Raw genomic sequence first — 24,988 nt, forward strand, 5'->3', positions numbered from 1 at the left:
GATCTACCAACACCACCTCCGCGCCAGTGCTAGCTTTTCGTACCGTCACTTATTGCACTGAAAACGAGGAGACCCCTACCGGGCTAGCGGCCTCAATCTGGTAACGGCTGCCGTCGTGTTGTGGAACACGGTCTATCTGGAACGGGCTGCGCACGCGCTGCGTGGCAACGGCCATGCCGTTGATGACGCGCTGTTGCAGTACCTGTCGCCGCTCGGTTGGGAGCACATCAACCTCACCGGCGATTACCTCTGGCGCAGCAGCGCCAAGATCGGCGCGGGCAAGTTCAGGCCGCTACGACCGCTGCAACCGGCTTAGCGTGCTTTATTTTCCGTTTTCTGAGGCGACCCCAGGCAGTACCGCGCACCAGCTCGCGCACGTCGAGCTGCAGCATCGTCACTTCCGGCGAGGCTGGCCACGTCCTGGCCACGGTCGACCATCGCCACCTTTGACGATGAACCGAGGGCCCCATCGCCAGTTCCGACGATGACGGCCGACGCCGGCGCTGGATCTCGCATCGCCGCTTCTGACGATGAGATCCACCCTTTGACACTTGAGGGGCCGAGCTGCGGGGGATTCTCCCGGCCGGCGGCCGCGAGAACCGGCTATGTCGTGCTGCGCATCGAGCCAGGCGGCAGAGCCGCCCGTCTCGCCCCTGGCGGGCTTCCAGCGCCTTCCCGACGCTCACCGGGCCGGTGGCCCTCGCCGCTGGGCTTTGCGGCCCTGACGGGCCTTCCTGGCCCGTTTCCGGGGCCTTCCCTGCCCTGCCCCACCGGCGCGGCCGTTGTGGACAGTTTCGGGACAAGTCGGCCGAGGCCGGCCGGCGCAGCCCTGACGTTGACACTTGAGGGGCAGCGGGGCCGGCGCGATGTTGACACTTGGGGGGCAGCGGCCGATTTCGGCCTGGTCGAGCCGTCCAGGCGGCCGCCGAGGCGGCCTAAGTGCCTGATCGGCATGGAGTTATCCACCGAAGTTGTGGATAACCCTGTTAGGAACCCTGCCCCGGTATTGACACTTGAGGGGCGGCCCTACTGACACTTGAGGGGCGCGGTTCTTGACACTTGAGGGGCAGCGTATTGACACATGGGGGGCTTATCCATTGACACTTGAGGGGCTGCCTCTTCGCGCTTTTCCTTGGCGTGACAACGGTTTACGCGCGTTTTTCGGTCATGCTAACCAGGTTTTTAACCGTCTTTATAACCTTTTTATATAACCAGGTAGTTTTAACCAGAGGCTGGCGAAAAAAACGGCAACACGGCCCAAGCTACCGCGCAGCATGACCGGCCGCCGAAGGGGGGAAACCCCCCTTCTCGATCCCACCCGGCCGCAAGCGGCCTCCCATCCCCCCAGTGGCTACGCCCCTCGGCCGCCTTGCGGCCTCACCCCACAATGGAGCGCCTTCGGCGCTACGGCTTAGGAGAGCCAGGCGCAAGCGCCTGGCGGAAGGCAGTAAGTTCGAGAGCTTGCGAGGGGGCAAAGCCCCCTCACACTCCCCAACCAGGTCGCCGCGGTTCGACCGGCCGCGCGATCCTCAAGCATCGCAGCAGCTCCACCGCCGCAGGTTTTACGCCAAGGAAGGGGGTCGGCCAGCTCGGCCGGTGGCGCGGAAAGCGCCCCTCAAGTGTCAATGAAACGTGAGACGCGGGGCCAGGCCCGCGCCGATCACAAGCCGAGTTCGGAGTGAGAGCCGAGGCGCACCAGGCGCAGCGTGTCGGCGTCGGGCTTCTGGTAGATCAGCACCAGGTCGGGCTTGACGTGGCAATCCCGGTGATCCTTCCAGTCCCCGGTCAGCGCGTGGTCGCGGTGCCGAGGTTCCAGCGGCTGGTCGTCGGCGAGCGCGACCAGGACGGGCACCAGGTCGGCGTCGAGCGTGGCCCGGTGCTGCCCTTTCGCCTCGCGCTTGTAGTCGCGCTTGAACTGGCCGGTGCGCTCAATCTGCCGCATGCAGATCGGCCATCAGATCGTTGACGGTGGCGAAGCGCGGCAGCTTGCCCTTGCGGGCTTCCTTCATCGCCTCGATGGTGGTGGCGTTCGGAATCAGCGGCTCGAAGGGCAGCGCCTTGTCCTGGGCCACCTTCGTGAGCAGCAGCCGCACCGCGTCGGACACGGTAAGGCCCATCGCGGCCAGGACGGCCGCCGCTTCTTCCTTGATCGCGCCGTCGATGCGCGTTTGTACGAGCTGGTTTGCAGCCATGATTGGTTCTCCGGTTGGGTTCGTGAATTACATTGTAATGCACGCCAAGGGAAAGGGCAAGGTTTAGCGGCTAAAACGTTTAGCTAAAGTGCTTGACGATTAGGACATTTTGCCCTAATATAGCACTTGAAGGCCGGGCATTTCGCCCAGGTCAACTACCGGAGAAAGTCCGATGAACACCCAAGAGCAACCCGTTACCGCTTCCCTGGTCGCCGAGGCCCAGCGCCTCGACTTCCTGCCCGCCTACTTCGGCCCGCGTCTGATGATGCGCGGCGAGGCCCTGGTGTATGCCTGGCTTCGCCGGCTCTGCGAACGCTACAGCGGCGCGTATTGGCACTACTACACCTTGTCGGACGGCGGTTTTTACATGGCCCCCGACCTGGCCGACCGCCTGGAGATCGAGGTGGACGGCAACGGCTTCCGAGGCGAGTTGTCGGCCGACGCCGCCGGCATTGTCGCAACCCTGTTCGCGCTGGGTCAGCTCGCGGCCGAGGCCGCCGACACGGACGCCGGCGATGCCCTGATCGACCGCTATCACTTCCTGCGCGGCTTCGCAGCCAGCCACGCCGAGGCGGCCGCGATCTACCGGGCTATTGACTGATGAGGGGCGGCCCCGGCTTCGGCCGGGGCTTCCAGGAGGCGACCATGACCAGGAACAACGCTCCCCAGGCACCGACGAACAGCTACGCGACGGACGGCAAGTGCCACAACGCCGAGCCGGGCACCTACGGCCACGAATGCGGCAAGCCGGCCGCATGGATCGGCACGAACCACAAGGGGTTCAGCTCGGGATTCTGCGACGACTGCAAGCGCCACGGCTACGAAGCCCGCGACGTGATCGCGTGGCGGCGTGCTGACACTTGAGGGGCCGGCCGATGGCGAAGAAACGCAAGACGCCGGCCCAGCCGGGCCAGGACTGGAACGCGCCGGCGGCCGAGCTGCTGGCCGAGCTGCCCACCGACCGCGACGAGCTGCTGGCCGCCGCCGTGGCGGCCGTGGTGGAGATCGACGCGGCGATCATGCGCGGTGACGGTGCGGCCGCCGAGGCGGCCAGCGACCGATACGAGGCCGTCATCTGGAAGATGAACGGCGGAACGCACGTGGGCAGCATGGCCGACCACGACGCGCCCGGCCAGGTCATCGAGCGCCATTGCGCGGCGGTGCCTGGCGACGTGCCCTTGTGGGGCCAGCGCGGCCAGTTCCTGGTCGCGGATGGCGACATGCGCGCCCTGGTGGAGTACGAGGCCGGCTACGGCGGGCCGCTGGGTGCCCACTTCCAGTTCCACGTCATCGACCTGGACAGGCCGTTTATCTCCGAAACGGGCTACCGCTCGCACTTCGACACGGCGCAGGGCTGCATGACGGTGGACGAGGTTGCGCGCGGCATCCTGGCTGCGCAGCGAGCCGAGAAGAAGCGCCCGGTGATGGTCGAGGCCAGCTACCGCGACCGCCTGGCCGATGCTCCCCTGCCCGCTTGGCTGGCCGGCTTGGAGCCGCCGGCGCGGCGCGCACCGGCGACCGTCCTGGTGCCGCCGGGGTTCGTCCTGGTCGATGTGGTGCTGCCCTCGCATCGGGCCTTCATCGCCAGGCGCTGGGCGGCCGAGGCCGCGACCAGGATCAAGGCGGCCAGGGCCGCCGGGTTGGACGCCAAGGGAAAAATCACCGGCGCAGGCCCGGAGCGAGATCCCGCATCGCCAGAAACGACGATGACCTGCAGCATCGTCAAAGCCGACGATGCCGAGCCGGGCGAGGGCGGGCCTGTATCGCCGGAAACAACGATGCCGCGAGCGAGCGCGGCAACCTGCAGCATCGCCAGGAATGGCGATGGAGGCCCGGCCGACCTGGTGGAGTTCAAGCCCGGCCAGCGGTGCGAGATCGTGAGCGTCCATCACCCGGTTTTCGACCGCTACATCGGCAAGCGCATCATCATCGTGAAGGTGCATCCCGACACCCGCCAGGTGTGGGCGCACGACGACAGGCCGGTAACGTACAAGACCAATCGCGCAGGCCGGCGCGTGGTCGATTCAGACCCGAGCTGCATCCAGTCGATCTACGGCTTCGACCAGTTGCGGCTTATCACTTGACCAGGAGAACGAACGAATGACGAACGACGCCAATATCCGGCTGGAGTGCTTGAAGCCGGCCGAACGCTGGGCGCAACCGACCGGCGAGGAAGTCCGAGAGGTGCTGCGCCTGGCCGGGTTCAGCGGCAGCAAGGCCGCGAAGGCGCTGGGGCTGGGCGCGAAGGGCGACCGCACGATCCGCCGCTGGATCGGCGAGGACACCCCGATTCCCTATGCGGCATGGGCGATCCTGTGCGACCAGGCCGGGCTGGGCGTGATCTGGAAAGAGGATTGACGCCAAGGGAAAGGTTTTAGCGGCTAAAGTTTAGCCTTCGGATTCCGGTAAAGCGAAAAAAGTTTAGCTAAAGTGCTTGACAGGCTAGGGCATTTTGCCCTAATATAGCACTTGAAGGCCGGGCACATTGCCCAGGTCAACTACCGGAGAAAGTCCGATGAGCGACAACAAGATTATGCCCTGGATTGACGAGCTGGAGGGCGCGGCAGCGACCGACTTCCCGGCCCGCCGTGACGAGATCGCGGCCATGATGGCCGAGGCGGCCGAGCTGGTGTGCAAAGCCGAGGAACTGCGCGGCAAGGCGTACTTCGCCGGATGCTCCCTGGAGGGGCAGGCCAAGGGCCATTGGTCGATGGAAGCCGTCGAGCAGGCCAAGCGCCGGGCCGGCTGGTAAGAGCACATGGCCCGGTCGGCAACGGCCGGGCCTATCGAGGACGCCAAGAAGGAGTATTGCGTGAGCCGAGGCAAGATCAAGGGCGGCCCCAGGTGGAGGAACGCCCCGGAGTGATCCGGGGCGCTTGGCCTGGTGCTGGCACACCGTAACCATGCTTCCGAGTGGGAGCACCCAGCATTCAACACGTAAGCGCGTGGAGGGTCAAGCTATGTCCAACATCATCAAGTTCCCCAAGGAGATCGAGCAGCCCGCCGCGCCCGCGCCGGTGGAGCCTGCCGCCGCGTCTGCTGCCCCCAACAAGGCCCCCGGTGCTGGCCTGCTGGCCGGCCTGGTCAAGTTCGTATGGGTGGCGACCGTGCTGGTCTGGCCGATCCTCAAGTGGGTGCTGTCGATTGCCACCTTCTTCCAGTTCGTGCGGATGCTCTACCACTGGAACACGCCTGGCGTGTATGCCGGTTGGTCGTTCCTGGCGTACTTCGCGGTGCTGACCGCGATCACCTACTTCGTTTCGATCTACAAGCCGAAGGGGCTTTGACATGAAAAAACAGACCCTACCCTACCCGCCGGGATTCGTGGAGCCGAACACCGGCCGGGTGGCCGTCCTGGTGCGCGAGTACGCGGCCAGCGACTTGAACGGCGATGCGCCGGCCTATTGGTACAGCGCGCAATCCGAGGAATGGGGCCTTGACCCCTGGCGACTGGTGGAAGGCGTCGATCCGCACACCGCCGGCGGTCAGTTCGACGTGTGCTTTGCCAACGGTTCGAGCCGCACGGTCGGCCCGCTGATGACGTTCTTCATGAGTGCCGCTGACGCGGCCAGGTTGAACGCCAAGAAAGAAGATCACGCGCCCATTTTTAGCCGCTAAAACGCTTGACGCGGGCGGCGAGTTTAGCTAAACTTCTGCACATGGTCGGCGGCTGGCACCGCCTTTTGTTCAACAACCGGGTGTGGAGTTTATATGGGTGTTCTCCATGAAGAAACGGCTAACCGAAGCCCAATTCCAGGCGGCGATCAAGGGCCTGGAGATCGGGCAACAGACCATCGACATAGCGCGCGGCGTGCTGGTCGATGGAAGGCCCCAGGCCGAGTTTGTGGCCTCGCTGGGGCTGACCAAGGGGGCGGTATCGCAAGCGGTCAGCCGCGTGTGGGCAGTGGCGGGGGAAGTGCTCCCGCAGGGCTTCGAGCGGGTGACGGCGGTACTGCCGGAGCATCAAGCGTTCATCGTCAAGCGTTGGGAAGCCGACGCCAAGGGAAAGAGGAAACAGGAACCCAACTCATGAAAACACTGGTCACGGCAATTCAGAAAGGCGGTCAAGGCAAGACGTTCGCAACCTGCCACCTGGCGTTCGACTTCCAGGAGCGCGGCCTTCGGGTTGCAGTGATCGACCTGGACACCCAGGGCAATGCGAGCTGGACGCTGGCCGGCCACGACTCGGGCTATCCCGCCAGTCGCATGTTCACCGCCGGCGGCGACGAGCTGCGCGCCTGGTTCGCTGACCGGGAGGATGACGGCCTGGCGCTGATCGCGGCAGACGCCAACCTGGCGAACCTGGACAAGATGGAGCTTTCCCAGGCGGCCGCCGCGCTGCGGGCCAGTGTGGCCGCGCTGGGCGAGTTCTTCGACGTGTGCCTGATCGACACGGCCCCCTCCCTTGGCGTCGCCATGACGGCGGCCGTGCTGACGGCCGACTACATGCTGTCGCCCATCGAAATGGAGGCGTACAGCTTGCAGGGCATGAAGAAGATGGTCGCGGTCATCAGCAACCTGCGCAAGCAGAACCCCAAGCTGCGCTTCCTCGGCATGGTGCCGAACAAGGTGGACGCGCGGAAGCCGCGCCACGTCAACAACCTGGCGACGTTGCAGCAGGCATACCCGCAGCTCATCTTGCCGTTCAGCATCGGCGCGCGTGACAGCATCGCCGAGGCGCTGGGCGAGCAGATGCCGGTGTGGAAGATCAAGAAGACCGCCGCGCGGAAGGCCACCCAGGAGGTGCGTGCGCTGGCGGATTACGTGTTCACGAAGATGGAGATCGCGCAATGAGCGCCAAGACCAACGCCAAGAAGAAGGAGCAGGACAAGCCGCAATCGTCCGGGCTGGGCCTGGACGGGCTGGGCGACCTGGCCGGCCTGCTGAACGAGCAGCCGGCGGCCAACGCCGGCGGCGCAGGCCCGCAGGAGCTGCCGCTTGACCTGATCGACGAAGACCCGCACCAGCCGCGCACGGCCGACAACCCCGGCTTCTCGCCGGAGAGCATCGCGGAGATCGGCGAGACGATCAAAGCGCGCGGCGTGAAGTCGCCCATCAGCGTGCGCGAGAACCCGGACGCACCGGGGCGCTACCTCATCAACCACGGCGCGCGGCGCTATCGCGGCTCGAAGTGGGCGCACAAGACCACGATCCCGGCCTTCATCGACAACGACTACAACGAGGCCGACCAGGTTATCGAGAACCTGCAACGCAACGAGCTGACGGCGCGTGAGATCGCCGACTTCATCGGCCGCGAGCTGGCGAAGGGCAAGAAGAAGGGCGAGATCGCCAAGGAGATCGGCAAGTCGCCGGCCTTCGTCACGCAGCACGTCACGCTGCTGGACTTGCCCGAACCCATTGCCGAGGCGTTCAATAGCGGCCGGGGCAAGGACGTGACTGTCATCAACGAGCTGGTGACGGCCTACAAGAAGAACCCCGACGAGGTGGCCGCCTGGCTGGCCGACGACAGCCAGGAGCTGACGCGCGGCTCGGTGAAGCTGCTGCGCGAGTTCCTGGAGGACAAGCGCAGTCACGAGGACGGCGACCGTGATCCCAACACCGTCGATGCGCTGACCGGCAAGACCGACGCCGAGGCCGGCGACGGCGAGCAGGGGCCGCAGGATGATGACGCCAAGGGGAAGAAGGAGCCGAAGGAGGCCGACCCCGACAAGCTCAAGAAGGCCATCATCCAGGTCAAGCACGACGACCGGCCGGCACGGCTGATCCTCAACCGCCGGCCCCCGGCCGAGGGCTGGGCCTGGCTCAAATACGAGGATGACGGCCAGGAGTTCGAGGCCGACCTTGGCACCGTGCAGCTTGTCGCGCTGCTGGAGGGCTGACACGCCCAGCGCCGGGCATCGCCGACCACCGACCCCCACCCATCGCCCCGCCATCGAGCGGGGCTTTTTTTGCCCGCGTTTTAGCCGCTAAAAAAAGTTCAGCTAAACCGCTTGCGTAGTGTTGTATGTTGTAGTATGCTTCACGCTACAACATACAACCGGCCAAAGGAGGCCCGACATGGCGATCTCGAAGGAGCAGATATTTGCGGTGGCCGACGAACTGGACGCGGCCGGCCAGAACCCCACGCTGGCGAACGTGCGCAAGCAGCTCGGCAGCGGCAGCTTCACCACCATCAGCGAGGCGATGAACGAGTGGCGCGCACGCAAGGCCAGCCAGGCCGCCCCGATCCGCGAGCCGGCACCGCAGGCGATCACTGACAAGCTGGCCGAGCTGGGCGGCGACTTGTGGGCCGTGGCGCTGGAAATGGCGAACAACCGCCTGGCCGCCGAGCGCGAGGCGCTGGAGGCCGTGCGCCAGGAGACGGAAGCAGCGCGCCAGGAAGCCGCAGAGCTGGCCGACCAGCTCACCGGCGAGCTGGACGAGGCCAAGGCCCGCATCGCGGCCCTGGAGGCCGTCGAGGCGGCCGCCAAGGGCGAGGCCGACGAGCTGCGCGGCAAGCTCGCGGCGACCAGCGAGCGCGCGGCCACGGCCGAGGCCAGGGCCGGCGAGCTGCGCACGGAGCTGGATCACGCCCATCAGGAAGCCCGCCAGGCGCGCGCAGAGCGCGACAAGGCCCAGGAGAGGGCCACGGCCAGCGCCGACCAGGTGGAGGCCCTGCGGGCCGACCTCGCGGCCGCGAACAGCCGTACCGCCGAGATCGAGCGCCGCGCCGGCGAGCTGCGTGCCGACCTGGAGCGGGCGAACCAGGCGACCGACCAGGCGCGCGCCGCTCAGGCCGAGCAGCGGAAGGCCACCGAGGCGGCCGCCGCCGAGCGCGACCAGGTGCGCGCGGAGCTGGTGAAGGTGCAGGCCAAGGCCGAGGCGGCCGAGCAGGCCCACCAGGAGCAGCGCAAGGCGATGGCGGCCGAGGCACACCGCCAGGCCGAGCGGCTGACCGCCGCCCAGGGCGAGCGCGACCAGGCGAAGCGCGACGCTGCCCAGGCCCGCGAGGAAGCGGCCGGGCTTCGCGGCCGGCTGGAGGCCCTGGAAACCGTCATGGCGCAAGGCCGGGCGGCCGATCCGACCAGCGGCGGACGCAAAAAGACCTGATAAATCGGTTGGTTTTCCTTAAAATTACCCTGGAACCCTGACAAAACGCACAACCCGGCCGCTGGGAAGAGCCGGCCTCGCTTTGCCGAGGTCGGCTTTTTTGTTGGAGCGCGGCTTGCATGGGGCCACCATCACCCTTTTGAGAACTACGGCAACCATAGGAGTGCCCGATGAAAGAACGCCTCTTGGTCATGAACGGTCAACGCATCGTTCAGGCCGAAAAGGACGGCGCTTGGACGAATCAGAAAGTAGACAAGGCGGGCGCGTTGAAGCCCGGCATCTACAACCTGTACACGGCCCAAGCGGCCGACAAGAAGCAGACCCACGCCGGCGTGATCGTTCATGCCGACGCCACCAACGTGTACCAGCAGATCGGCAAGAACTTTGTCATGCACGCTCGGTCAGATTTCGATAAAGTACCTGAAATTGGGAGCGCAAAGAGCATCAGCTACAACGCCCAGGGCAAGGCGGCAGTCGCCGCAGAGGCCCCGAAACTGACGCGGGGGCGCTCCATGTAGCTTTAGCGGCTAAAAAGGAGGCACGCCCTTGAAACGACTCACCATCCCCGGCAGCGGCACCGAGAGCCGCGCCACCAAGCCGGCCCGCGTCAGCGCGCCGGCCACCCTCGGCGGTGCCGCCTTCGGCGCTTCGCGCGAGGACACCGGAGCCGACTTGCTGGAGGCCGCCCAGGCGGCCGAGATCGAGCAGCAGGCCACCCTAGAGGCGGCCCCGGTCGAGCAGTCCTACCCCGAAACCCTGGCGCTCTACGTGCAGGCCAAGCACGACCAGGTGGAGCACATCGAGGACAGGCTAGAAAACCTGATCGACCGGCAGCAGGCCCGTTTGCAGCAGACCCAGGCGTCCGCGCCTGGCCGGCTTTCCTTGCCCGGCTCTAAGCGAGCCTGGCAGAACCAGCAGGCGCAGCAGCAGGCCCGCTTGCAGACGCTTCACGCGCGCCTGGAGGCCGTCCGCGAGATCAAGGAAGGCATGGGCCTGCACTCGCCGAAGATCGAAGAGCTGGCGACGCGCAAGATGCGCGCCGAGAACCCCGAGCTGGCTTCCGATTGGGATGCCATGCGCGAGGCCGCCCGCCGGCATGAGCTGCTGATGCGCAAGCAGGAGCAGGAGCGCAAGCAATCCCAGGCCCAGGAGCGGCCAGGGAGATCGCAGTCCTTGGGCCTGTCAGCCAGGCCCGCATAAAAACGAAGCCCGGCGGTCGCCGGGCTTTTTTCTCGAGCATCGCCATTTCTGGCGAGGGAGGCCCGCCGAGGGCCTGGTGGAATCATCCTGCAGCATCGTCACAAGCGACGATGCCGGGAGCTGGCCAGCATCGCCGAACCTGGCGATGCCGCCGGCGCGGTCGACCATCGCCAGTTCTGACGATGAGATCCCGCATCGCCATCTACAGCGAGGCCCACAGGGCCAGGCCGGCGGCCACGACCGCCATGCCGGCCGCGACCATGTTCATCATGGCGACGCGCCGCGCCTCGCGGATCGGCGCGACGAGCTGCGCCGTCACCGCCTCAACCTCACGCCGCACGGCCTCGGCGGCCGCCTTCGCGCCCTCCTGCATTCCCCGCGTCATGGCGTCCTTGCTGGCCGCCAACGCCGCGTTGAGCGTCCTTTCCGCCTTTCCCTTGGCGTCATCACCCCATCGGTGGGCGATGGACTCCAGTTCCGACTTGAAGGCGTCCAAGATTTCCTGCTGGGCCGATGCGCTGTCCTGCATCAGCTTCATGTTGATGGTCTGGAGGATCAAGATCGGATCGTCGCGGCCCACGGCGATGCCGTGCTTGGCCGCGATCTCCCGTATCAGCTCCTCGATCTTGTCGTCGGCCGCCATCAGAGCACCGCCGCGTTTTCGAGCTGGGCGAAGAGCTGGGTTTTCACGATCTTGAGCCGCTGCCGCGTCATGATCGTGAGCGCCGAATCGGCCAGGGCCTCATCGAAGGTGCGCCGATCCTGGAGCATTTCGGCGAAGTCGCGGCCGTAGGTTTCCTCTTTCAGCGCCGGAATCTGGATGATGGCGGACACACGGCCCTTGTTGGTCGTGTACGCCTTCAACTGCTCGAACCCCTTGCCCTCGTGCTCGATTGGCCCCCAATACGGGTTCAGCCAGACCACGAACAGGCATTCGGCCGGGAACTGGCTGGCGAGCTGGGCGAAGCCGCTCACCGTGTCCACCAGGGCCTGGCCGCCGGTGACGACCGTATGCACCACGAGTTCGTGGCCCATGTCCTGGAGCAGCGCCGGCACCTGGTTGCTGATGAGGTAGTGCGACAGCGGCACGAACGAGCTGGCCCCGTTGTCGATGATGACGTCGCCCTCGGCCGACGCGATCATCTCGACCAGGGCGTCGAAATTCCGGGTGTTGATCTCGTCGCCGTCCATGATGTTGAGCCGGCGCACGTTGAGGGCTTTGTAGCCCTCGAACGTCGCGTTCACCGGATCGGTGTCGATGCAAAGCGGCTTCTGTCCCTTGCCGGCTTTGTACTGCGCGATGGTGGCCGCGATCATCGACTTGCCGACGCCGCCCTTGCCTTGCAGAACCATGTGAATTTTCGCCATTACAGTAAATCCTCTTTCTTTGGAGTCGCATCAAACGTGAAGCCGCCGATCTTGGGCGGCTCACTCTTGGATTCCGAGGCCGGCGGGGCGGCCTTCGGCTCGGGCTTCGCGCCCTTGGGCTGGCTGTCCGGGGGAGTGGCGGGAGGCGGCGGGGAAGCTACCGGCGCGGCCTTGATGTACCGCTTCACGTGCTGGGTGAAGGTTTCGTACCGACAGCGCAGCCGGCCGGTTTCCTTCATGTGCTCCCAGATCGTTTTCATCGCATAGCCCGCATCGAGCGCCGCTTGAACGTCGCTCTTGACGGCCAGGAACGCGACCACGTGCTTGTCCTGGCGCGGCTTCTTGGCTTCCCGTCCCTTCACCCATTCAGCCAGCTCTTCGGGGTAGGTCTTTGGCATCGTGTTCGTCCATCTAATCCTCTCATCGCAAATGTAACGCTACTAAGCGGCGCTACGGAAACGCAAAAAGTCCGCTATCGGCGTGCATTGGCACGCTTCGATAGCGGCATTATGGGCCATTGTGGCGGTTTTCGCTATATCCGTTGCTGCTTTTGCGGCCTGATAGCGCGATAGTTGCGGATAAATCGTAATGGCTGGTGTAGACTTTCCTTGGTGTTATTAACGCCGTAAGGCGGGCAGGATGTGTGAAGTTAGCTAACCGGCGAGCCGGTTATCTATCTTCACTGTCCCTTATTCGCGCCGGGGGCGCTCAACGGGTCATCCTGCTCTGCGAGGCAGCCGGCTACCGCCGGCATGAGAGACGAGGCGAGGCATGGAGAACGACGAAAAGGAACACGGCCGCCGGCGGCGGCAGCACCTGCGGGTGCCGGTGTTCCCCGAAGAGAAAGACGAGATCGAGGCGAACGCCAAGAGGGCGGGCGTCAGCGTGGCGCGCTATCTGCGCGACGTGGGCCAGGGCTACCAGATCAAGGGCGTCATGGACTACCAGCACGTGCGCGAGCTGGTGCGCGTCAACGGCGACCTTGGCCGCCTTGGCGGCCTGCTCAAGCTCTGGCTGACCGATGACGTGCGAACGCTCCAGTTCGGCGAGGCGACCATCCTGGCCCTGCTGGGCCGGATCGAGGCCACCCAGGACGAAATGAGCCGGATCATGAAGGCCGTGGTTCAGCCGAGGGCCGAGCCTTGACTTCTTTAGCGGCTAAAAAGCCGGAGGGGCGGCCATGATCGCCAAGCACGTGCCGATGCGCTCGCTTGGCAAGAGCGACTTCGCGGGCCTGGCGAACTACATCACCGACGCCCAAAGCAAAGACCACCGGCTGGGCCACGTGCAGGCGACGAACTGCGAAGCCGGTTCCATCCAGGACGCCATCACGGAGGTGCTGGCGACCCAGCACACGAACACCCGCGCGAAGGGCGACAAGACCTACCACCTGATCGTCAGCTTCCGGGCCGGCGAGCAGCCCAGCGCCGACACCTTGCGCGCGATTGAGGAACGCATCTGCGTCGGGCTGGGTTATGGCGAGCATCAGCGAATCAGTGCCGTCCACAACGACACCGACAACCTGCACATCCACATCGCCATCAACAAGATTCACCCGACGCGGCACACGATGCACGAGCCGTACTACCCGCACCGGGCGCTGGCGGAACTCTGCACGGCCCTGGAGCGCGACTACGGCCTGGAGCGCGACAACCACGAGCCGCGCAAGCGCGGCGCGGAGGGCCGGGCCGCCGACATGGAGCGGCATGCCGGCGTTGAAAGCCTGGTCGGCTGGATCAAGCGCGAGTGCCTGGACGAGATCAAGGGCGCGCAGTCCTGGCAGGAACTGCACCAGGTCATGCGGGACAACGGAATGGAGCTGCGCGTCCGCGCCAATGGCCTCGTGTTCGAGGCCGGCGACGGAACGATGGTGAAGGCGAGCACAGTAGCCCGCGACCTTTCCAAGCCGAGCCTGGAGGCGCGGCTTGGCCCGTTCGAGGCTTCGCCCGAACGGCAGGCGCAAACCACCGCGAAGCGGCAGTACCGCAAAGACCCCATCCGCCTTCGCGTCAACACCGTGGAGCTGTACGCGAAGTACAAGGCCGAGCAGCAGAGCTTGACCACGGCGCGCGCCCAGGCCCTGGAGCGCGCCCGGCATCGCAAGGATCGGCTGATCGAGGCGGCCAAGAGGTCGAACCGCCTGCGCCGCGCCACGATTAAGGTGGTCGGCGAGGGCCGCGCGAACAAGAAGCTGCTGTACGCCCAGGCGAGCAAGGCCCTGCGCAGCGAACTCCAGGCGATCAACAAGCAGTTCCAGCAGGAGCGCACGGCCCTCTACGCCGAGCACAGCCGGCGCACGTGGGCCGACTGGCTCAAGAAGGAGGCGCAGCACGGCGGCGCCGACGCCCTGGCCGCCCTGCGCGCCCGCGAGGCGGCCCAGGGCCTCAAGGGCAACACCATCCGGGGCGAGGGCCAGGCGAAGCCCGGCCACGCGCCGGCGGTGGACAACATCACGAAGAAGGGGACGATCATCTTCCGCGCCGGCATGAGCGCCGTGCGCGATGACGGTGACCGCCTGCAAGTCTCCCGCGAGGCCACGCGCGAAGGGCTGCAAGAAGCCCTGCGCCTGGCGATGCAACGCTACGGCAACCGCATCACCGTCAACGGCACGGTGGAGTTCAAGGCGCAGATGATCCGCGCCGCCGTCGATTCCCAGCTACCCATCACCTTCACCGATCCGGCTCTTGAGAGCCGGCGGCAGGCGCTTTTGAACAAGGAGAACACCCATGAGCGAACCGAAAGACCAGAGCATCGAGGACGAACTGGACGCGGCGCTGGCGGCCCTGGACAGCGGCCCGCTGCCGACCAGCACGCTACCGGAGCCGCAGCCGTCGCCCGAGCAGGCGACGGCCGGCCCGCCCCCCGCCGAGGCGCCCCCGCCGACGCCCGCCATCACCCCGCCCCCCCCCCGGCCAGCCGCCGGCCGAGGCGACCGCGCCGACGCCGGCCTTCACGCCGCCACCGTCCACCGGAAGCCCGACGTTGGACGCCTTGGAAGAAAACCGCCGCCCCAAAGCCAGCACCGTTTGCGAGCACTGTCCGAACTCGGTGTGGTTCGCATCGCCGGCGGAAGTGAAGTGCTATTGCCGCGTGATGTTCCTCGTCACGTGGAGCAGCAAGGAACCCAACCAGATCACGCACTGCGACGGGGAATTTCTCGGCCAGGAACAGGAGTAGGCCAGACGCCGCCGGGCGTCGCCGCCGCCGACAAGTACATCGCCGAACGCGAGGCAAAGCGCCTAAAAGGTTTCGATATACCGAAGCATTCCCGATATACTGCCGGTGATGGTGCGCTCACGTTCCAGGGCACCAGGACTATCGAGGGCCAGGCGCTGGCCCTCTTGAAACGAGGTGATGAGGTCATGGTTATGCCCATCGACCAGGCCACGGCCCGGCGCTTGACGCGCATCGCGGTCGGCGATGCCGTCTCGATCACCGCGAAAGGCTCCATCAAAACGTCGAAAGGAAGGAGTAGATGAAGATCAAGATGAACAACGCGGTAGGGCCGCAAGTCCGAACCGCCAAACCGAAGCCGAGCAAGCTGCTGCCGGTGCTGGGCGCGGCCTCGATGGTCGGCGGCCTCCAGGCCGCGACGCAGTTCTTCGCCCACACGTTCGCCTATCACGCGACCCTCGGCCCCAACGTGGGCCACGTGTACGCGCCCTGGTCGATCCTGCACTGGACGTACAAGTGGTACAGCCAGTACCCGGACGAGATCATGAAGGCCGGCAGCATGGGGATGCTGGTTTCGACCGTGGGCCTGCTGGGCGTGGCCGTGGCGAAGGTCGTCACGTCCAACAGCTCGAAGGCGAACGAGTACCTGCACGGCTCGGCCCGCTGGGCCGAGAAGAAGGACATTCAGGCGGCCGGCCTGCTGCCACGCGAGCGCAACGTCCTGGAGATCGTCACCGGCAAGGCCGCACCCACGGCTACCGGCGTGTACGTGGGCGGCTGGCAGGACAAGGACGGCAATTTCTTCTACCTGCGGCACAGCGGCCCCGAGCACGTGCTGACCTACGCGCCCACGCGCTCGGGCAAGGGCGTCGGCCTGGTGGTGCCCACGCTGCTGTCGTGGGGCGCGAGCAGCGTCATCACCGACTTGAAGGGCGAGTTGTGGGCCTTGACCGCCGGCTGGCGGCAGAAGCACGCCAAGAACAAGGTGCTGCGCTTCGAGCCGGCCAGCACCTCGGGCGGCGTCTGCTGGAATCCGCTGGACGAAATCCGCCTCGGCACCGAATACGAGGTGGGTGACGTGCAGAACCTTGCCACGCTGATCGTTGACCCGGACGGCAAGGGCCTGGACTCGCACTGGCAGAAGACCGCCTTCGCGCTCCTGGTCGGCGTGATCCTGCACGCGCTGTACAAGGCCAAGGACGATGGCGGCACCGCCACGCTGCCGTCCGTCGATGCGATGCTGGCCGACCCGAACCGGGACATTGGCGAGCTTTGGATGGAAATGGCGACCTACGGGCACGTAGACGGCCAGAACCATCACGCCATCGGCTCGGCGGCCCGCGACATGATGGATCGGCCCGAGGAAGAAGCCGGATCGGTGCTGTCCACGGCCAAGTCGTACCTGGCCCTGTACCGCGACCCCGTGGTGGCCCGCAACGTCAGCCGGTCGGACTTCCGCATCAAGCAGTTGATGCACGAGGACGACCCGGTAAGCCTCTACATTGTCACCCAGCCCAACGATAAGGCCCGCCTGCGGCCGCTGGTGCGCGTCATGGTGAACATGATCGTGCGCCTGCTGGCCGACAAGATGGACTTCGAGGGCGGCCGGCCGGTGGCGCACTACAAGCACCGGCTCTTGATGATGCTGGACGAGTTCCCGAGCCTCGGGAAGCTGGAGATCATGCAAGAGTCGCTGGCCTTCGTGGCCGGCTACGGCATCAAGTGCTACCTCATCTGCCAGGACATTAACCAGCTCAAGAGCCGCGAGACGGGCTACGGCCACGACGAAAGCATCACGTCGAACTGCCACGTGCAGAACGCCTACCCGCCCAACCGCGTCGAGACGGCCGAACACCTGTCCCGCCTCACCGGGCAGACCACCGTGGTGAAGGAGCAGATCACGACCAGCGGCCGCCGCACGGCGGCGATGCTGGGCCAGGTGTCGCGCACTTACCAGGAAGTGCAGCGGCCCTTGCTGACGCCCGACGAATGCCTGCGCATGCCGGGGCCAAAGAAGAACGCCCAGGGCGAGATCGAAGAAGCCGGCGACATGGTGATCTACGTCGCGGGCTACCCGGCGATCTACGGCAAGCAACCCCTGTACTTCAAAGACCCAGTGTTCTCGGCACGCGCCGCGATCCCTGCGCCCAAGGTCAGCGACCGCCTGCGCGCCGTCGCACAGGCCGAGACGGAAGGGGAGGGCATCACGATATGAGCCGCATCCTGAAACGCATCGCGGCAGGCGTCGTCATCGCGGGCGTGGCCGCCCTGCTGCTGGCCGCCGGCGGCTATGCCGCCGGTGCCCGCGTGAACACCACCAAGAGCATTCCGGTCGGCCTGTACTGGACGAGCAGCGCGCCGGTGGAGAAGGGGGCCTACGTCCTCTTCTGCCCGCCGCAGCTCGGCGTGTTCGATGACGCCAAGGAGAGGGGCTACATCGGGGCCGGCTTCTGCCAGGGCGGCTACGGCTACATGATGAAGCGCGTTTTAGCCGCTAAAGACGATGCCGTCGCCGTCGCCGATGACGGCGTGCGCGTCAACGGCGAGCTGCTGCCCCTCAGCGCGCCGATCAAGGCCGACAAGGCCGGTCGGCCGCTGCCGCGCTATCAGTCCAACAGCTACACGCTCGGCAATTCCGAGGTGCTGCTTATGTCGGACGTGAGCGCCACATCCTTCGACGGCCGCTACTTCGGCCCGATCAATCGTTCGCAAATCAAGACCGTGATCCGTCCGGTCATCACCTGGTAGGGAGACACACCATGCGCCTTTTCATCGCAGAAAAGCCGTCCGTCGCCAAGGCCATCGCCGGCGAGCTGGGCGCGACCGGCAAGGGCGACGGCTTCATCGAGTGCGGCACCGACAAAGTGACCTGGTGCTTCGGGCACATGCTCGAACAGGCCGACCCCGACGAGTACACGCCCGATGACGTGCCGCGCGGCCAGTCCGGCAAGAAGGTCTGGCGCGTCGATGAGCTGCCCATCATCCCCGAGAGCTGGATTCTCAAGCCCAAGGACGACGCGAAGAAGCAGCTCGCCGTGATCGGCAAGCTGCTCAAGGAGGCCAAGGAGATCGTCAACGCCGGCGACCCCGACCGCGAAGGCCAGTTGCTGGTTGACGAAGTGCTGGAGCACTTCCGCAACAGCAAGCCGGTGCGCCGCTTTTGGGTGAGCGCGCAGGACTCCGTTTCCGTCAAGCGCGGCCTGGCCGCGTTGAAGGAGAACACCACCTATGCAGGCTGGGCCGACGCTGCACGCGGGCGGCAGCGCGCCGACTGGCTGATCGGCATGAACCTCAGCCGCGCGTACACGCTGCGCGCGCAGCGCGGCGGCTCGCGCGCCCTGCTGACCGTGGGCCGCGTGCAGACGCCGACGCTGGCCCTCGTGGTCGCCCGCGACCGCGAGATCGAGGCATTCAAGGCCGTGCCGTACCACACCATCCGGGCGGTGGTGCAGCACGCCGGCGGCAGCTTCGCCGCCGCATGGAAGGCGAAGGAGGATCAAGCCGGTCTGGACAGCGAAGGCCGCCTTGTCGATACCGCCGTCGCCGACGCCCTGGTGGCCGCCGTCAAGGGCCAGCCGGGCACCATCGCCGCGTACAAACAGGAGGCCAAGAAGCAGAACCAGCCGCTGGCCTTCGCCCTGTCCGACATTACGGCACTGGCCTCGGCCAAGTTCGGCTACAGCGCCGAGGACGTGCTGAACACCTGCCAGGCGCTCTACGAGACGCACAAGCTGACCTCGTACCCGCGCACCGACTGCGCCTACCTGCCGGAGTCGCAGCACGCCGACGCGCCGCGCGTGCTGGAGGCGATCAAGCACGTCAACCCCGAACTGGCCGGCCTGGTCGATGGTGCCGATCCGCGTATCAAGTCCAAGACGTGGGACGACTCGAAGATCACCGCGCACCACGGCATCGTGCCGACCATGCAGAAGGGCAGCAAGGCCGCCCTCAGCGAGCGCGAGCGCAACATCTACGACCTGATCGTGCGCGCCTACCTGGCGCAGTTCTACCCGCTGCACGAGTACATGCAGACCACCGTGGGCGTCGAGATCGCGGGCGAGAACTTCGCCGCGAGCGGCAAGGTAGTCACGCGCAACGGCTGGCGTGACGTGTACAGCCAGGCCGACGAGGAAGGCGAGAAGGACGAGGACGACGACAGCGGCACGCAGGCCCTGCCGTCGATGGCCCAGGGCGACGCCGTGACCTGCACGGACGCCACCCGCAAGGACGCCAAGACGAAGCCGCCAGCGCGCTTTACCGAGGGCACGCTGATCCGCGCGATGGAGAACATCCACAAGTTCGTCAGCGATGCCGAGCACAAGAAGATGCTGCGCGAGGGCGACGGCATCGGCACGTCGGCCACCCGTGCGTCGATCATTTCCGAGTTGAAGCGGCGCGAGTTCCTGGCCGTCAAAGGCAAGCAGATCATCAGCACGACCCTCGGCCGCAGCGTCATCGACGCGCTGCCCGAGGTTGTGAAAAGCCCGGTGCTGACCGCGCTCTACGAGCGGATGCTGAAAGGCGTCGAGCAGGGCACGGCCGCCCTGGACGCCTTCATCACGAAGCAAGAGACGTTCATCCGCGACCAGGTGGCGAAGGCCAACAGCGGAGCCGTGACCATCGCCGGCGGCAAGGAAGCCGCGCCGGTGTCATCCCTTCACAAGTGCATGGCCTGCGGCAGCGGCTTGTCGCGCCGGCCGAGCAAGAAGAAGGGGCAATTCTGGTGGGGTTGCAGCAACTTCCCCACATGCAAGCAGACCTACCCCGACCTCAAGGGTCGGCCCGACTACAGCAAGGGCCGCAACGGCCCGGCATCCGAATGACCACAGCGAAGGAGATCGACCATGAACGAGCAAACCACCACCAACACCGCCGCCCACGACGAGCCGCTGGCCGTCCTGCCGCCGGTTGACGACGACGCCGCCGGCCGCGAGGCCGTGCGCGAGAAGATGGCCGACGCGCTGACGCCCGGCTTCCAGGTCGAGTTCGACCCCGACGAAGCCGAGCGCGTGGGCGCGTTCGTGGAGGACGCGCTGTCCGAGCAGGACGCCGCCGCGAGCGGCGACGACCTGGTGGAAGTCGATGGCGCGCTGGAGCCGGCATTCCTGGACGACGAAGGCCCGAGCGCCGACATCCCGCCGTTCATCACCACCACGAACGCCCGCGAGCTGTACGACCTGCGGCCCGGCGAGACGGTTGCCCAGGCCGCCGCGCGCAAGGCGTCGGAGGGCTGACCCATGCCGATCACGAAAGCCGAGGCGCAAGGGGTGACGCGGGCTTTCGTCCGCGACTACCCCGGCGCGCTGGAGCTGGCCTACAAGTTCCGCGAGGACGCGGCCGAGCTGTACGGGCCGCGAGCGGCCGAGGTGCCGGCCGACATGAAGGGCGGCTACGTGCCCAAGGAGACGCTGCACGCCGGCCGCGCCTACCGTGGCCGCGTGGACGTGCCCTTGCAGAACGTCGAGAGCGCCGGCGACCTACTGATGACGCTGCGGCACGAGGTGCTAGGCCACTACGGGGCCAACACCTTCGCGCCGGGCGAGAAGCGCGCCTTGCTGGACGGCCTGGCGGCCGCCCGCAACGAACCCACCCTCAAGCCGCTATGGGATGACGTGAACCGGCGCTATGCCGGCCAGTCCCTGGACGTGCGCGCCGAGGAAGTGTTTGCCCTGCACTGCGAGGGCATCGAGCCGAGCCAGCACCAGGTCGCCGACCAGGTGCAGCAGCGCGGCCAACAGTCATTCACGGAAACCTGCATCGCCCGCGTGCGGCCCATGCAGGCCGACGACCTGCACAACATCGTGTGCATGGTCGCCCAGGGCCTGCGCGACCGTTCCCGGACACAGCAGAACTTCCCTCAGTTCAACGAGCTATTCCGAAGGGACGAGAACATGGAGCCGAAGAAGCCGTTTCACGAAGTCGTGGCCGAAAAGCTGATCGAGCAGCTCAAGGCCGGCACCGCACCGTGGCAAAAGCCGTGGGAGCCGGGCGAACCCAACGCCTACCTGCCGATGAACCCGACCACCGGCAAGCGGTACAAAGGGATCAACGCCATCCACCTGATGGCCCAGGGCCGCAGCGATGCGCGCTGGATGACCTACAAGCAGGCCGCCGCCGTGGGCGCGCAGGTTCGCAAGGGCGAGAAAGGCACGCCGGTTCAATACTGGAAGTTCAGCGAAGAGCAAGACAAGCTGGACGACAGCGGCCGGCCCGTCCTCGATGCGAAGGGCCAGCCGGTCAAGGAAACCGTCATGCTGGAGCGGCCGCGCGTGTTCTTTGCGACCGTGTTCAACGGCGAGCAGATCGACGGCCTGCCGCCGCTCCAGCCGAAGAAGGAACAGACTTGGAACGCCGTCGAGCGCGCCGAGCACATCCTGAAAGCCTCGGGCGCGACGATCACCCACGCCGCCGGTGATCGGGCGTTCTACCGCCCTTCGACCGACAGCATCACCCTGCCGGAGCGCGGCCAGTTCCCCAGCTCCGACCGCTACTACGCGACCGCGCTGCACGAGCTGGGCCACTGGACGGGCCACGCTTCGCGCCTTGACCGCGACCTGGCGCACCCGTTCGGGAGCGAGGGGTACGCCAAGGAAGAGCTGCGCGCCGAAATCGCTTCCATGATCGTCGGCGACGAGCTGGGCATCGGCCACGATCCGGGCCAGCACGCCGCCTATGTGGGTTCGTGGATCAAGGCGCTGCAAGACGAGCCGCTGGAGGTGTTCCGCGCGGCCGCCGATGCCGAGAAGATTCACGACTACGTGCTGGCCTTCGAGCAGAAGCAGGTTCAGGAGCAAGACCAGCAGCAGAGCCAGGCCCAGGACGAAGCCGTGGCCCAGGCCCTGGCCGTGGACATTGCCGAAGTCCTGGACAACCCGGACGTGTCTTTCAGCCACTACCAGGCATTCCAGGGCGACACCCTGGAAGACGCCTTGCGCAGCCGTGGCCTCGAAACCGTGGGCAGCATCACCGGCACCGATCCCGAGCAGTTCTACGCGGTCGCGCATGACCGGCTGTCGCCGGTGTTCGGCATCGACCCGAGCCACACCGACACCGACAACGCCTACCTGGAGCGCAAGGGCTTGGCGCAAGAGTTCGCCAACATGGCCGAACAGCTCCACCTCGCGCAGCAGCTCCAGCAGCACGGCGAACAGATCGTGTCGAGCATCGACGCCGAAGCCAGGTGGAGCGACGGCCAGCGCATCTTTGCGTTCCACGACCAGGACGGTGAACCCCACCAGGTTCGCAGCCTGGACGAGCTGAACAACTACGCGCCCGACCAGTTGATGGCCCTGCCGGCGCTGACCCAGCAGCAAGCGGCCGTCGCAGACCAGGAGGCGAACATGACCCCACCGACCAACGACCAGGCGGCCGCCCTGCTGGCCGCCCATCCTGCCGACGCGGTGCAGGGCATCGAGCAGGCCGCCGCCGCGCGCCGGCAGCTCGCCGCCGGCGAGATCGACGGCCAGGCGTTCGCCGACGCGACCCGTCAACACCTTGGCGTTGAGCTGCCGCCCGACTGGAGCGGAGAGCTGCGCATCGTCGGCGTGGCCGAGCAGGACGGCCAGACCGTCGATGCCGCCCAGGCCGGCATCGAGCCGCAGGCGTTCCAGGTCTACGCGCGCAAGGCCGATGCGCAGTTCGGCGAGGACGCCTTTGCCTTCGTCGCCGGCACCCGCACCGAGGGCCAGGCCGAGGCTCTGACCGAGCGCCTGCACCTGGTCGATGCGCTGGGCACCGACAACCAGCACGAGCGCGCCGCCAAGCTGGCCCGCGTGCAGGAAGAGCGTGTACGGCGCGACCCCAACGCGACCGAAGAGGACATTTCAGCCGCTAAAGAGGCACGCAAGACCGCCGAGGCGTCGGCCATGCTCAACGACAGCGACGCGCAGCGCCGCGCGGCCGAGCTGGAGCGCCAGGAACGCGAGCGGCAGCAGGCGCAGCCGCAGGCCGAGAAGCCCGAACGGCAGTACATCAACGTGCCGTACAAGGAGAAGGACGAGGCCAAGAGCCTCGGGGCGCGTTGGGATCGGCAGCAACAGTCCTGGTACGTGCCGCCGGGCACCGATGCCGCTCCCTTCGCCAAATGGGCGCAGGGAGCCGCTACAGCGGCCGTAGAGCCGCGTTCGGCCCAGCCGGCACCCGAAGCCCAGGGCGAGGCGCAGAAGCCCGCGCAGCAGGCCCAGCAGGCCCGCCAGTACCTGGCCGTGCCCTACGAGCAGCGCAACGCGGCCAAGGCCGCCGGCGCGCTTTGGGACAAGGCCGCGAAGTCCTGGTATGTCGGCCCGCGCGCCGACGCGGCGAAGCTCGAACGCTGGAAGCCCGAGAACGTGCAGGCCCAGCAAGGGCCAGCGATGACGCCAAGGGAAGAGTTCGCCGAGGCCATGCGCAGCGCCGGCCTGTTCACCGGCAGCAACGCCCAGGGCGATCACCCGATCATGGATGGCAAGCGGCACCGCGTGCCGGTCGAGGGCGGCAAGAAGGGCGCGCTCGATGGCTTCTACGTGGGCCACCTGGACGGGCACCCGGCCGGGCGGATCATCAACAACAAGACCGGCACGGACATTACCTGGAAGAGCAAGGGCTACGCCTTGAGCGACCAGGAGAAGGCCAAGCTCCAGGCCGAGGCGGCCGAGAAGCTGGCACAGCGAGCCGTCGAGCAGGACAAGGCCCAGGAGGCCACCGCGCAGCGCGTCGGTCGGCAGATGGCCGACCTCGTGCCCATCGAGCAGCCGACGCCCTACCTGCAAGCCAAAGGCATCCAGGCGCAGGCCGGCGTGATGACCGACCGCGAAGGCCAGAAGACCTACATCCCGGCCTTCGACGCAGAGGGCAAGCAATGGACGATGCAATACATCCAGGAGGACGGCACTAAGCGGTTCGCCAAGGACTCGAAGAAGGAAGGATGCTTCCACCCGGTCGGCGGCATGGACGCCCTGGCGGCCGCGCCGGCGCTGGTGATCTCGGAGGGCTACGCCACGGCGGCCCAGGTGGCCGAGGCCGTGGGCCACGCCACGGTCGCCGCCTTCGACAGCGGCAACCTTGAGGCCGTGGCGAAGGCGCTGCACGCCAAGTTCCCGGACAAGCCGATCATCATCGCCGGCGACGACGACCGGCACCTGGTCATGACCCACGGCAACAACCCCGGCCGGGAGAAGGCCGAGGCGGCCGCCCAGGCCGTGGGCGGCAAGGCGATCTTCCCGATCTTCGCGCCGGCCGAGAACACCTACCCGCGCGACTTGCCCGCCATCACGCCCGACAGCTTCAAGACCCACCTGCGCGCCGAGCAGCGCCTTGCCGACGCCGCCGCCGGCAAGGTCGAGCTGGCCGGCGACGAGGCGGCCAAGCTCAAGGCGTCGATGTTGAGCGGCGCGCAGATCGCGGCGCTGTCCACGATGAAGCAGCACACCGACTTCAACGACTTGGCGCACAAGAGCGAGCTGGGCATCGAGGGCGTGAAGCGGCAGATCGGCGCGGCCATCAGCCAGGTGCAGCGCGACGAGCAGCAGCACCAGGAGCAGAAGCACGTCGAGAAAAAGCAACAGCAGATCGAGCAGCGCCCACGGCGGGCCGCTCGCATCGGATAAGTCGAAAAATCCGGCTAAAGTGGCCGAGCTGCACATCAGGCCGCGCGGTTTTCCTCCCTGATCGCCGGCGCGGTTTCTTCCTCCCTGAACCGCATGCAGACTTGCCGCCTCGGACACCCCGAGGCGGTTTTTTTTCGCCTCGCTCGAGCATCGCCGCATCCGACGATGCCGAGACGACCAGGCCGCGCACGTCGAGCTGCAGCATCGCCATTGCCGACGATGGCACCAGGTCGCCGGCGGTGGCCACCGACCTCGAGCTCGCATCGCCACATCCGACGATGCGCGCCGGCGTCGACCATCGCCAGGTCTGACGATGGCGGCCGCCCTGCCCTGGATCTCGCATCGCCATTTCTGGCGATGAGATCCACGGAGCGGCCATTTAGACCCGCCAATAACGACCCGGCCAAGATATGTCATTTT

The 24,988-nt window shown here is 66.6% G+C and carries 26 protein-coding genes and 1 pseudogene; 22 read left to right on the forward strand and 5 right to left on the reverse strand.

Features of this window, described 5'->3' with window-relative positions; genetic code table 11:
* Nucleotides 1-76: 76 nt before the first annotated feature.
* Nucleotides 77-316: pseudogene (locus AC07ZH_RS17340) on the forward strand (Tn3 family transposase); the annotation flags it as partial.
* 1,344 nt (nt 317-1,660) lie between these two features.
* Here the strand turns inward: AC07ZH_RS17340 and AC07ZH_RS17345 are convergent.
* Nucleotides 1,661-1,942 (reverse strand): type II toxin-antitoxin system YafQ family toxin, encoded by a 282-nt coding sequence (locus AC07ZH_RS17345; RefSeq protein ID WP_011114071.1) that lies wholly within the window; start codon nt 1,940-1,942, stop codon nt 1,661-1,663.
* Nucleotides 1,929-2,192: a type II toxin-antitoxin system RelB/DinJ family antitoxin gene (locus AC07ZH_RS17350; RefSeq protein ID WP_011114070.1), complete on the reverse strand. Its 264-nt coding sequence runs from the start codon at nt 2,190-2,192 to the stop codon at nt 1,929-1,931. Before AC07ZH_RS17350 ends, AC07ZH_RS17345 begins: the two co-directional genes overlap by 14 nt.
* Before the next feature lie 172 nt (nt 2,193-2,364).
* On the opposite strand from AC07ZH_RS17350, the gene AC07ZH_RS17355 reads away from it, so the two are divergent.
* The 13 genes from AC07ZH_RS17355 to kfrC all read left to right on the forward strand — a co-directional run bounded on the left by AC07ZH_RS17355 (nt 2,365) and on the right by kfrC (nt 10,442).
* The gene (locus AC07ZH_RS17355) at nt 2,365-2,793 is read left to right on the forward strand and encodes an antirestriction protein (RefSeq protein WP_011114069.1); all 429 of its coding nucleotides are present in this window, start codon (nt 2,365-2,367) and stop codon (nt 2,791-2,793) included.
* A 44-nt stretch (nt 2,794-2,837) separates the two neighbouring features.
* Complete coding sequence (locus AC07ZH_RS17360; protein ID WP_012478187.1) at nt 2,838-3,056, forward strand: hypothetical protein; 219 nt, start codon at nt 2,838-2,840, stop codon at nt 3,054-3,056.
* Between the two features lie 11 nt (nt 3,057-3,067).
* A complete protein-coding gene (locus tag AC07ZH_RS17365; protein WP_011114068.1) occupies nt 3,068-4,276 on the forward strand; it encodes a hypothetical protein in 1,209 nt (402 codons plus the stop codon).
* Nucleotides 4,277-4,292: 16 nt separating this feature from the next.
* Complete coding sequence (korC, locus tag AC07ZH_RS17370; protein ID WP_011114067.1) at nt 4,293-4,550, forward strand: transcriptional repressor KorC; 258 nt, start codon at nt 4,293-4,295, stop codon at nt 4,548-4,550.
* 157 nt (nt 4,551-4,707) lie between these two features.
* The gene (gene kleA / locus AC07ZH_RS17375; protein ID WP_011114066.1) at nt 4,708-4,944 is read left to right on the forward strand and encodes a stable inheritance protein KleA; all 237 of its coding nucleotides are present in this window, start codon (nt 4,708-4,710) and stop codon (nt 4,942-4,944) included.
* A gap of 208 nt (nt 4,945-5,152) precedes the next feature.
* On the forward strand, nt 5,153-5,479 hold the full coding sequence (gene kleE, locus AC07ZH_RS17380; RefSeq protein ID WP_011114065.1) for a KleE stable inheritance protein: 327 nt from the start codon (nt 5,153-5,155) through the stop codon (nt 5,477-5,479).
* A gap of 1 nt (nt 5,480) precedes the next feature.
* Entirely contained in the window at nt 5,481-5,810 is a 330-nt protein-coding gene (locus AC07ZH_RS17385; protein WP_011114064.1) for a DUF2761 domain-containing protein, read from the forward strand.
* Between the two features lie 106 nt (nt 5,811-5,916).
* Complete coding sequence (locus AC07ZH_RS17390; protein WP_011114062.1) at nt 5,917-6,225, forward strand: transcriptional regulator KorA; 309 nt, start codon at nt 5,917-5,919, stop codon at nt 6,223-6,225.
* Nucleotides 6,222-6,986: a ParA family protein gene (locus AC07ZH_RS17395; protein ID WP_011114061.1), complete on the forward strand. Its 765-nt coding sequence runs from the start codon at nt 6,222-6,224 to the stop codon at nt 6,984-6,986. Before AC07ZH_RS17390 ends, AC07ZH_RS17395 begins: the two co-directional genes overlap by 4 nt.
* Entirely contained in the window at nt 6,983-8,032 is a 1,050-nt protein-coding gene (locus AC07ZH_RS17400) for a transcriptional repressor gene korB (RefSeq protein ID WP_011114060.1), read from the forward strand. The genes AC07ZH_RS17395 and AC07ZH_RS17400 overlap by 4 nt, the downstream gene beginning before the upstream one ends.
* A 178-nt stretch (nt 8,033-8,210) precedes the next feature.
* Complete coding sequence (locus AC07ZH_RS17405; RefSeq protein WP_011114059.1) at nt 8,211-9,242, forward strand: DNA-binding protein; 1,032 nt, start codon at nt 8,211-8,213, stop codon at nt 9,240-9,242.
* A gap of 170 nt (nt 9,243-9,412) precedes the next feature.
* Nucleotides 9,413-9,760, forward strand: a complete 348-nt coding sequence (kfrB, locus tag AC07ZH_RS17410; RefSeq protein WP_000664557.1) for an IncP plasmid survival protein KfrB — start codon at nt 9,413-9,415, stop codon at nt 9,758-9,760.
* Between the two features lie 28 nt (nt 9,761-9,788).
* Nucleotides 9,789-10,442: an IncP plasmid survival protein KfrC gene (kfrC, locus tag AC07ZH_RS17415; RefSeq protein WP_000826922.1), complete on the forward strand. Its 654-nt coding sequence runs from the start codon at nt 9,789-9,791 to the stop codon at nt 10,440-10,442.
* Nucleotides 10,443-10,644: 202 nt separating this feature from the next.
* On the opposite strand, the gene AC07ZH_RS17420 is transcribed toward kfrC, so the two are convergent.
* The 3 genes from AC07ZH_RS17420 to AC07ZH_RS17430 are packed head-to-tail and all read right to left on the reverse strand — an operon-like array spanning nt 10,645 to nt 12,208.
* Entirely contained in the window at nt 10,645-11,085 is a 441-nt protein-coding gene (locus AC07ZH_RS17420; RefSeq protein WP_000718516.1) for a conjugal transfer protein TraM, read from the reverse strand.
* The gene (locus AC07ZH_RS17425; protein ID WP_011114058.1) at nt 11,085-11,810 is read right to left on the reverse strand and encodes a nucleotide-binding protein; all 726 of its coding nucleotides are present in this window, start codon (nt 11,808-11,810) and stop codon (nt 11,085-11,087) included. Before AC07ZH_RS17425 ends, AC07ZH_RS17420 begins: the two co-directional genes overlap by 1 nt.
* A complete protein-coding gene (locus AC07ZH_RS17430) occupies nt 11,810-12,208 on the reverse strand; it encodes a TraK family protein (RefSeq protein ID WP_001127128.1) in 399 nt (132 codons plus the stop codon). The genes AC07ZH_RS17425 and AC07ZH_RS17430 overlap by 1 nt, the downstream gene beginning before the upstream one ends.
* Before the next feature lie 373 nt (nt 12,209-12,581).
* On the opposite strand from AC07ZH_RS17430, the gene traJ reads away from it, so the two are divergent.
* From traJ to AC07ZH_RS17470, 8 genes are read left to right on the forward strand one after another with little or no spacing between them, the layout of a single operon-like run.
* Nucleotides 12,582-12,956 (forward strand): conjugal transfer transcriptional regulator TraJ, encoded by a 375-nt coding sequence (gene traJ, locus AC07ZH_RS17435; RefSeq protein WP_000426567.1) that lies wholly within the window; start codon nt 12,582-12,584, stop codon nt 12,954-12,956.
* Between the two features lie 34 nt (nt 12,957-12,990).
* Complete coding sequence (gene traI, locus AC07ZH_RS17440) at nt 12,991-14,886, forward strand: TraI/MobA(P) family conjugative relaxase (protein WP_495200720.1); 1,896 nt, start codon at nt 12,991-12,993, stop codon at nt 14,884-14,886.
* A complete protein-coding gene (locus AC07ZH_RS17445) occupies nt 14,861-15,289 on the forward strand; it encodes a hypothetical protein (RefSeq protein ID WP_241352600.1) in 429 nt (142 codons plus the stop codon). Before traI ends, AC07ZH_RS17445 begins: the two co-directional genes overlap by 26 nt.
* Nucleotides 15,286-17,199, forward strand: a complete 1,914-nt coding sequence (locus tag AC07ZH_RS17450; protein WP_000694765.1) for a type IV secretory system conjugative DNA transfer family protein — start codon at nt 15,286-15,288, stop codon at nt 17,197-17,199. The genes AC07ZH_RS17445 and AC07ZH_RS17450 overlap by 4 nt, the downstream gene beginning before the upstream one ends.
* Nucleotides 17,196-17,732 (forward strand): conjugative transfer signal peptidase TraF, encoded by a 537-nt coding sequence (traF, locus tag AC07ZH_RS17455; RefSeq protein ID WP_006122512.1) that lies wholly within the window; start codon nt 17,196-17,198, stop codon nt 17,730-17,732. Before AC07ZH_RS17450 ends, traF begins: the two co-directional genes overlap by 4 nt.
* 11 nt (nt 17,733-17,743) lie before the next feature.
* Nucleotides 17,744-19,807 (forward strand): DNA topoisomerase III, encoded by a 2,064-nt coding sequence (locus AC07ZH_RS17460; protein WP_011114056.1) that lies wholly within the window; start codon nt 17,744-17,746, stop codon nt 19,805-19,807.
* 21 nt (nt 19,808-19,828) lie between these two features.
* On the forward strand, nt 19,829-20,218 hold the full coding sequence (locus AC07ZH_RS17465; RefSeq protein ID WP_006122510.1) for a protein TraD: 390 nt from the start codon (nt 19,829-19,831) through the stop codon (nt 20,216-20,218).
* 3 nt (nt 20,219-20,221) lie between these two features.
* Nucleotides 20,222-24,568 (forward strand): zincin-like metallopeptidase domain-containing protein, encoded by a 4,347-nt coding sequence (locus AC07ZH_RS17470; RefSeq protein WP_011114055.1) that lies wholly within the window; start codon nt 20,222-20,224, stop codon nt 24,566-24,568.
* Nucleotides 24,569-24,988: the final 420 nt, after the last annotated feature.

The organism is Simplicispira sp. GW247-4R2A (assembly GCF_059424465.1).

Coding starts and splice junctions, on each gene's coding strand:
- AC07ZH_RS17420 (WP_000718516.1), bottom strand. CDS start 11,085: ATGGCGGCCGACGACAAGATCGAGGAGCTGATACGGGAGATCGCGGCC.
- AC07ZH_RS17470 (WP_011114055.1), top strand. CDS start 20,222: ATGCCGATCACGAAAGCCGAGGCGCAAGGGGTGACGCGGGCTTTCGTC.
- kleE (WP_011114065.1), top strand. CDS start 5,153: ATGTCCAACATCATCAAGTTCCCCAAGGAGATCGAGCAGCCCGCCGCG.
- korC (WP_011114067.1), top strand. CDS start 4,293: ATGACGAACGACGCCAATATCCGGCTGGAGTGCTTGAAGCCGGCCGAA.
- AC07ZH_RS17360 (WP_012478187.1), top strand. CDS start 2,838: ATGACCAGGAACAACGCTCCCCAGGCACCGACGAACAGCTACGCGACG.
- traJ (WP_000426567.1), top strand. CDS start 12,582: ATGGAGAACGACGAAAAGGAACACGGCCGCCGGCGGCGGCAGCACCTG.
- AC07ZH_RS17460 (WP_011114056.1), top strand. CDS start 17,744: ATGCGCCTTTTCATCGCAGAAAAGCCGTCCGTCGCCAAGGCCATCGCC.
- AC07ZH_RS17350 (WP_011114070.1), bottom strand. CDS start 2,192: ATGGCTGCAAACCAGCTCGTACAAACGCGCATCGACGGCGCGATCAAG.
- AC07ZH_RS17405 (WP_011114059.1), top strand. CDS start 8,211: ATGGCGATCTCGAAGGAGCAGATATTTGCGGTGGCCGACGAACTGGAC.
- traI (WP_495200720.1), top strand. CDS start 12,991: ATGATCGCCAAGCACGTGCCGATGCGCTCGCTTGGCAAGAGCGACTTC.
- AC07ZH_RS17390 (WP_011114062.1), top strand. CDS start 5,917: ATGAAGAAACGGCTAACCGAAGCCCAATTCCAGGCGGCGATCAAGGGC.
- kfrB (WP_000664557.1), top strand. CDS start 9,413: ATGAAAGAACGCCTCTTGGTCATGAACGGTCAACGCATCGTTCAGGCC.
- AC07ZH_RS17385 (WP_011114064.1), top strand. CDS start 5,481: ATGAAAAAACAGACCCTACCCTACCCGCCGGGATTCGTGGAGCCGAAC.
- AC07ZH_RS17425 (WP_011114058.1), bottom strand. CDS start 11,810: ATGGCGAAAATTCACATGGTTCTGCAAGGCAAGGGCGGCGTCGGCAAG.
- kleA (WP_011114066.1), top strand. CDS start 4,708: ATGAGCGACAACAAGATTATGCCCTGGATTGACGAGCTGGAGGGCGCG.
- AC07ZH_RS17430 (WP_001127128.1), bottom strand. CDS start 12,208: ATGCCAAAGACCTACCCCGAAGAGCTGGCTGAATGGGTGAAGGGACGG.
- AC07ZH_RS17450 (WP_000694765.1), top strand. CDS start 15,286: ATGAAGATCAAGATGAACAACGCGGTAGGGCCGCAAGTCCGAACCGCC.
- AC07ZH_RS17400 (WP_011114060.1), top strand. CDS start 6,983: ATGAGCGCCAAGACCAACGCCAAGAAGAAGGAGCAGGACAAGCCGCAA.
- AC07ZH_RS17355 (WP_011114069.1), top strand. CDS start 2,365: ATGAACACCCAAGAGCAACCCGTTACCGCTTCCCTGGTCGCCGAGGCC.
- AC07ZH_RS17465 (WP_006122510.1), top strand. CDS start 19,829: ATGAACGAGCAAACCACCACCAACACCGCCGCCCACGACGAGCCGCTG.
- AC07ZH_RS17395 (WP_011114061.1), top strand. CDS start 6,222: ATGAAAACACTGGTCACGGCAATTCAGAAAGGCGGTCAAGGCAAGACG.
- AC07ZH_RS17365 (WP_011114068.1), top strand. CDS start 3,068: ATGGCGAAGAAACGCAAGACGCCGGCCCAGCCGGGCCAGGACTGGAAC.
- traF (WP_006122512.1), top strand. CDS start 17,196: ATGAGCCGCATCCTGAAACGCATCGCGGCAGGCGTCGTCATCGCGGGC.
- AC07ZH_RS17345 (WP_011114071.1), bottom strand. CDS start 1,942: ATGCGGCAGATTGAGCGCACCGGCCAGTTCAAGCGCGACTACAAGCGC.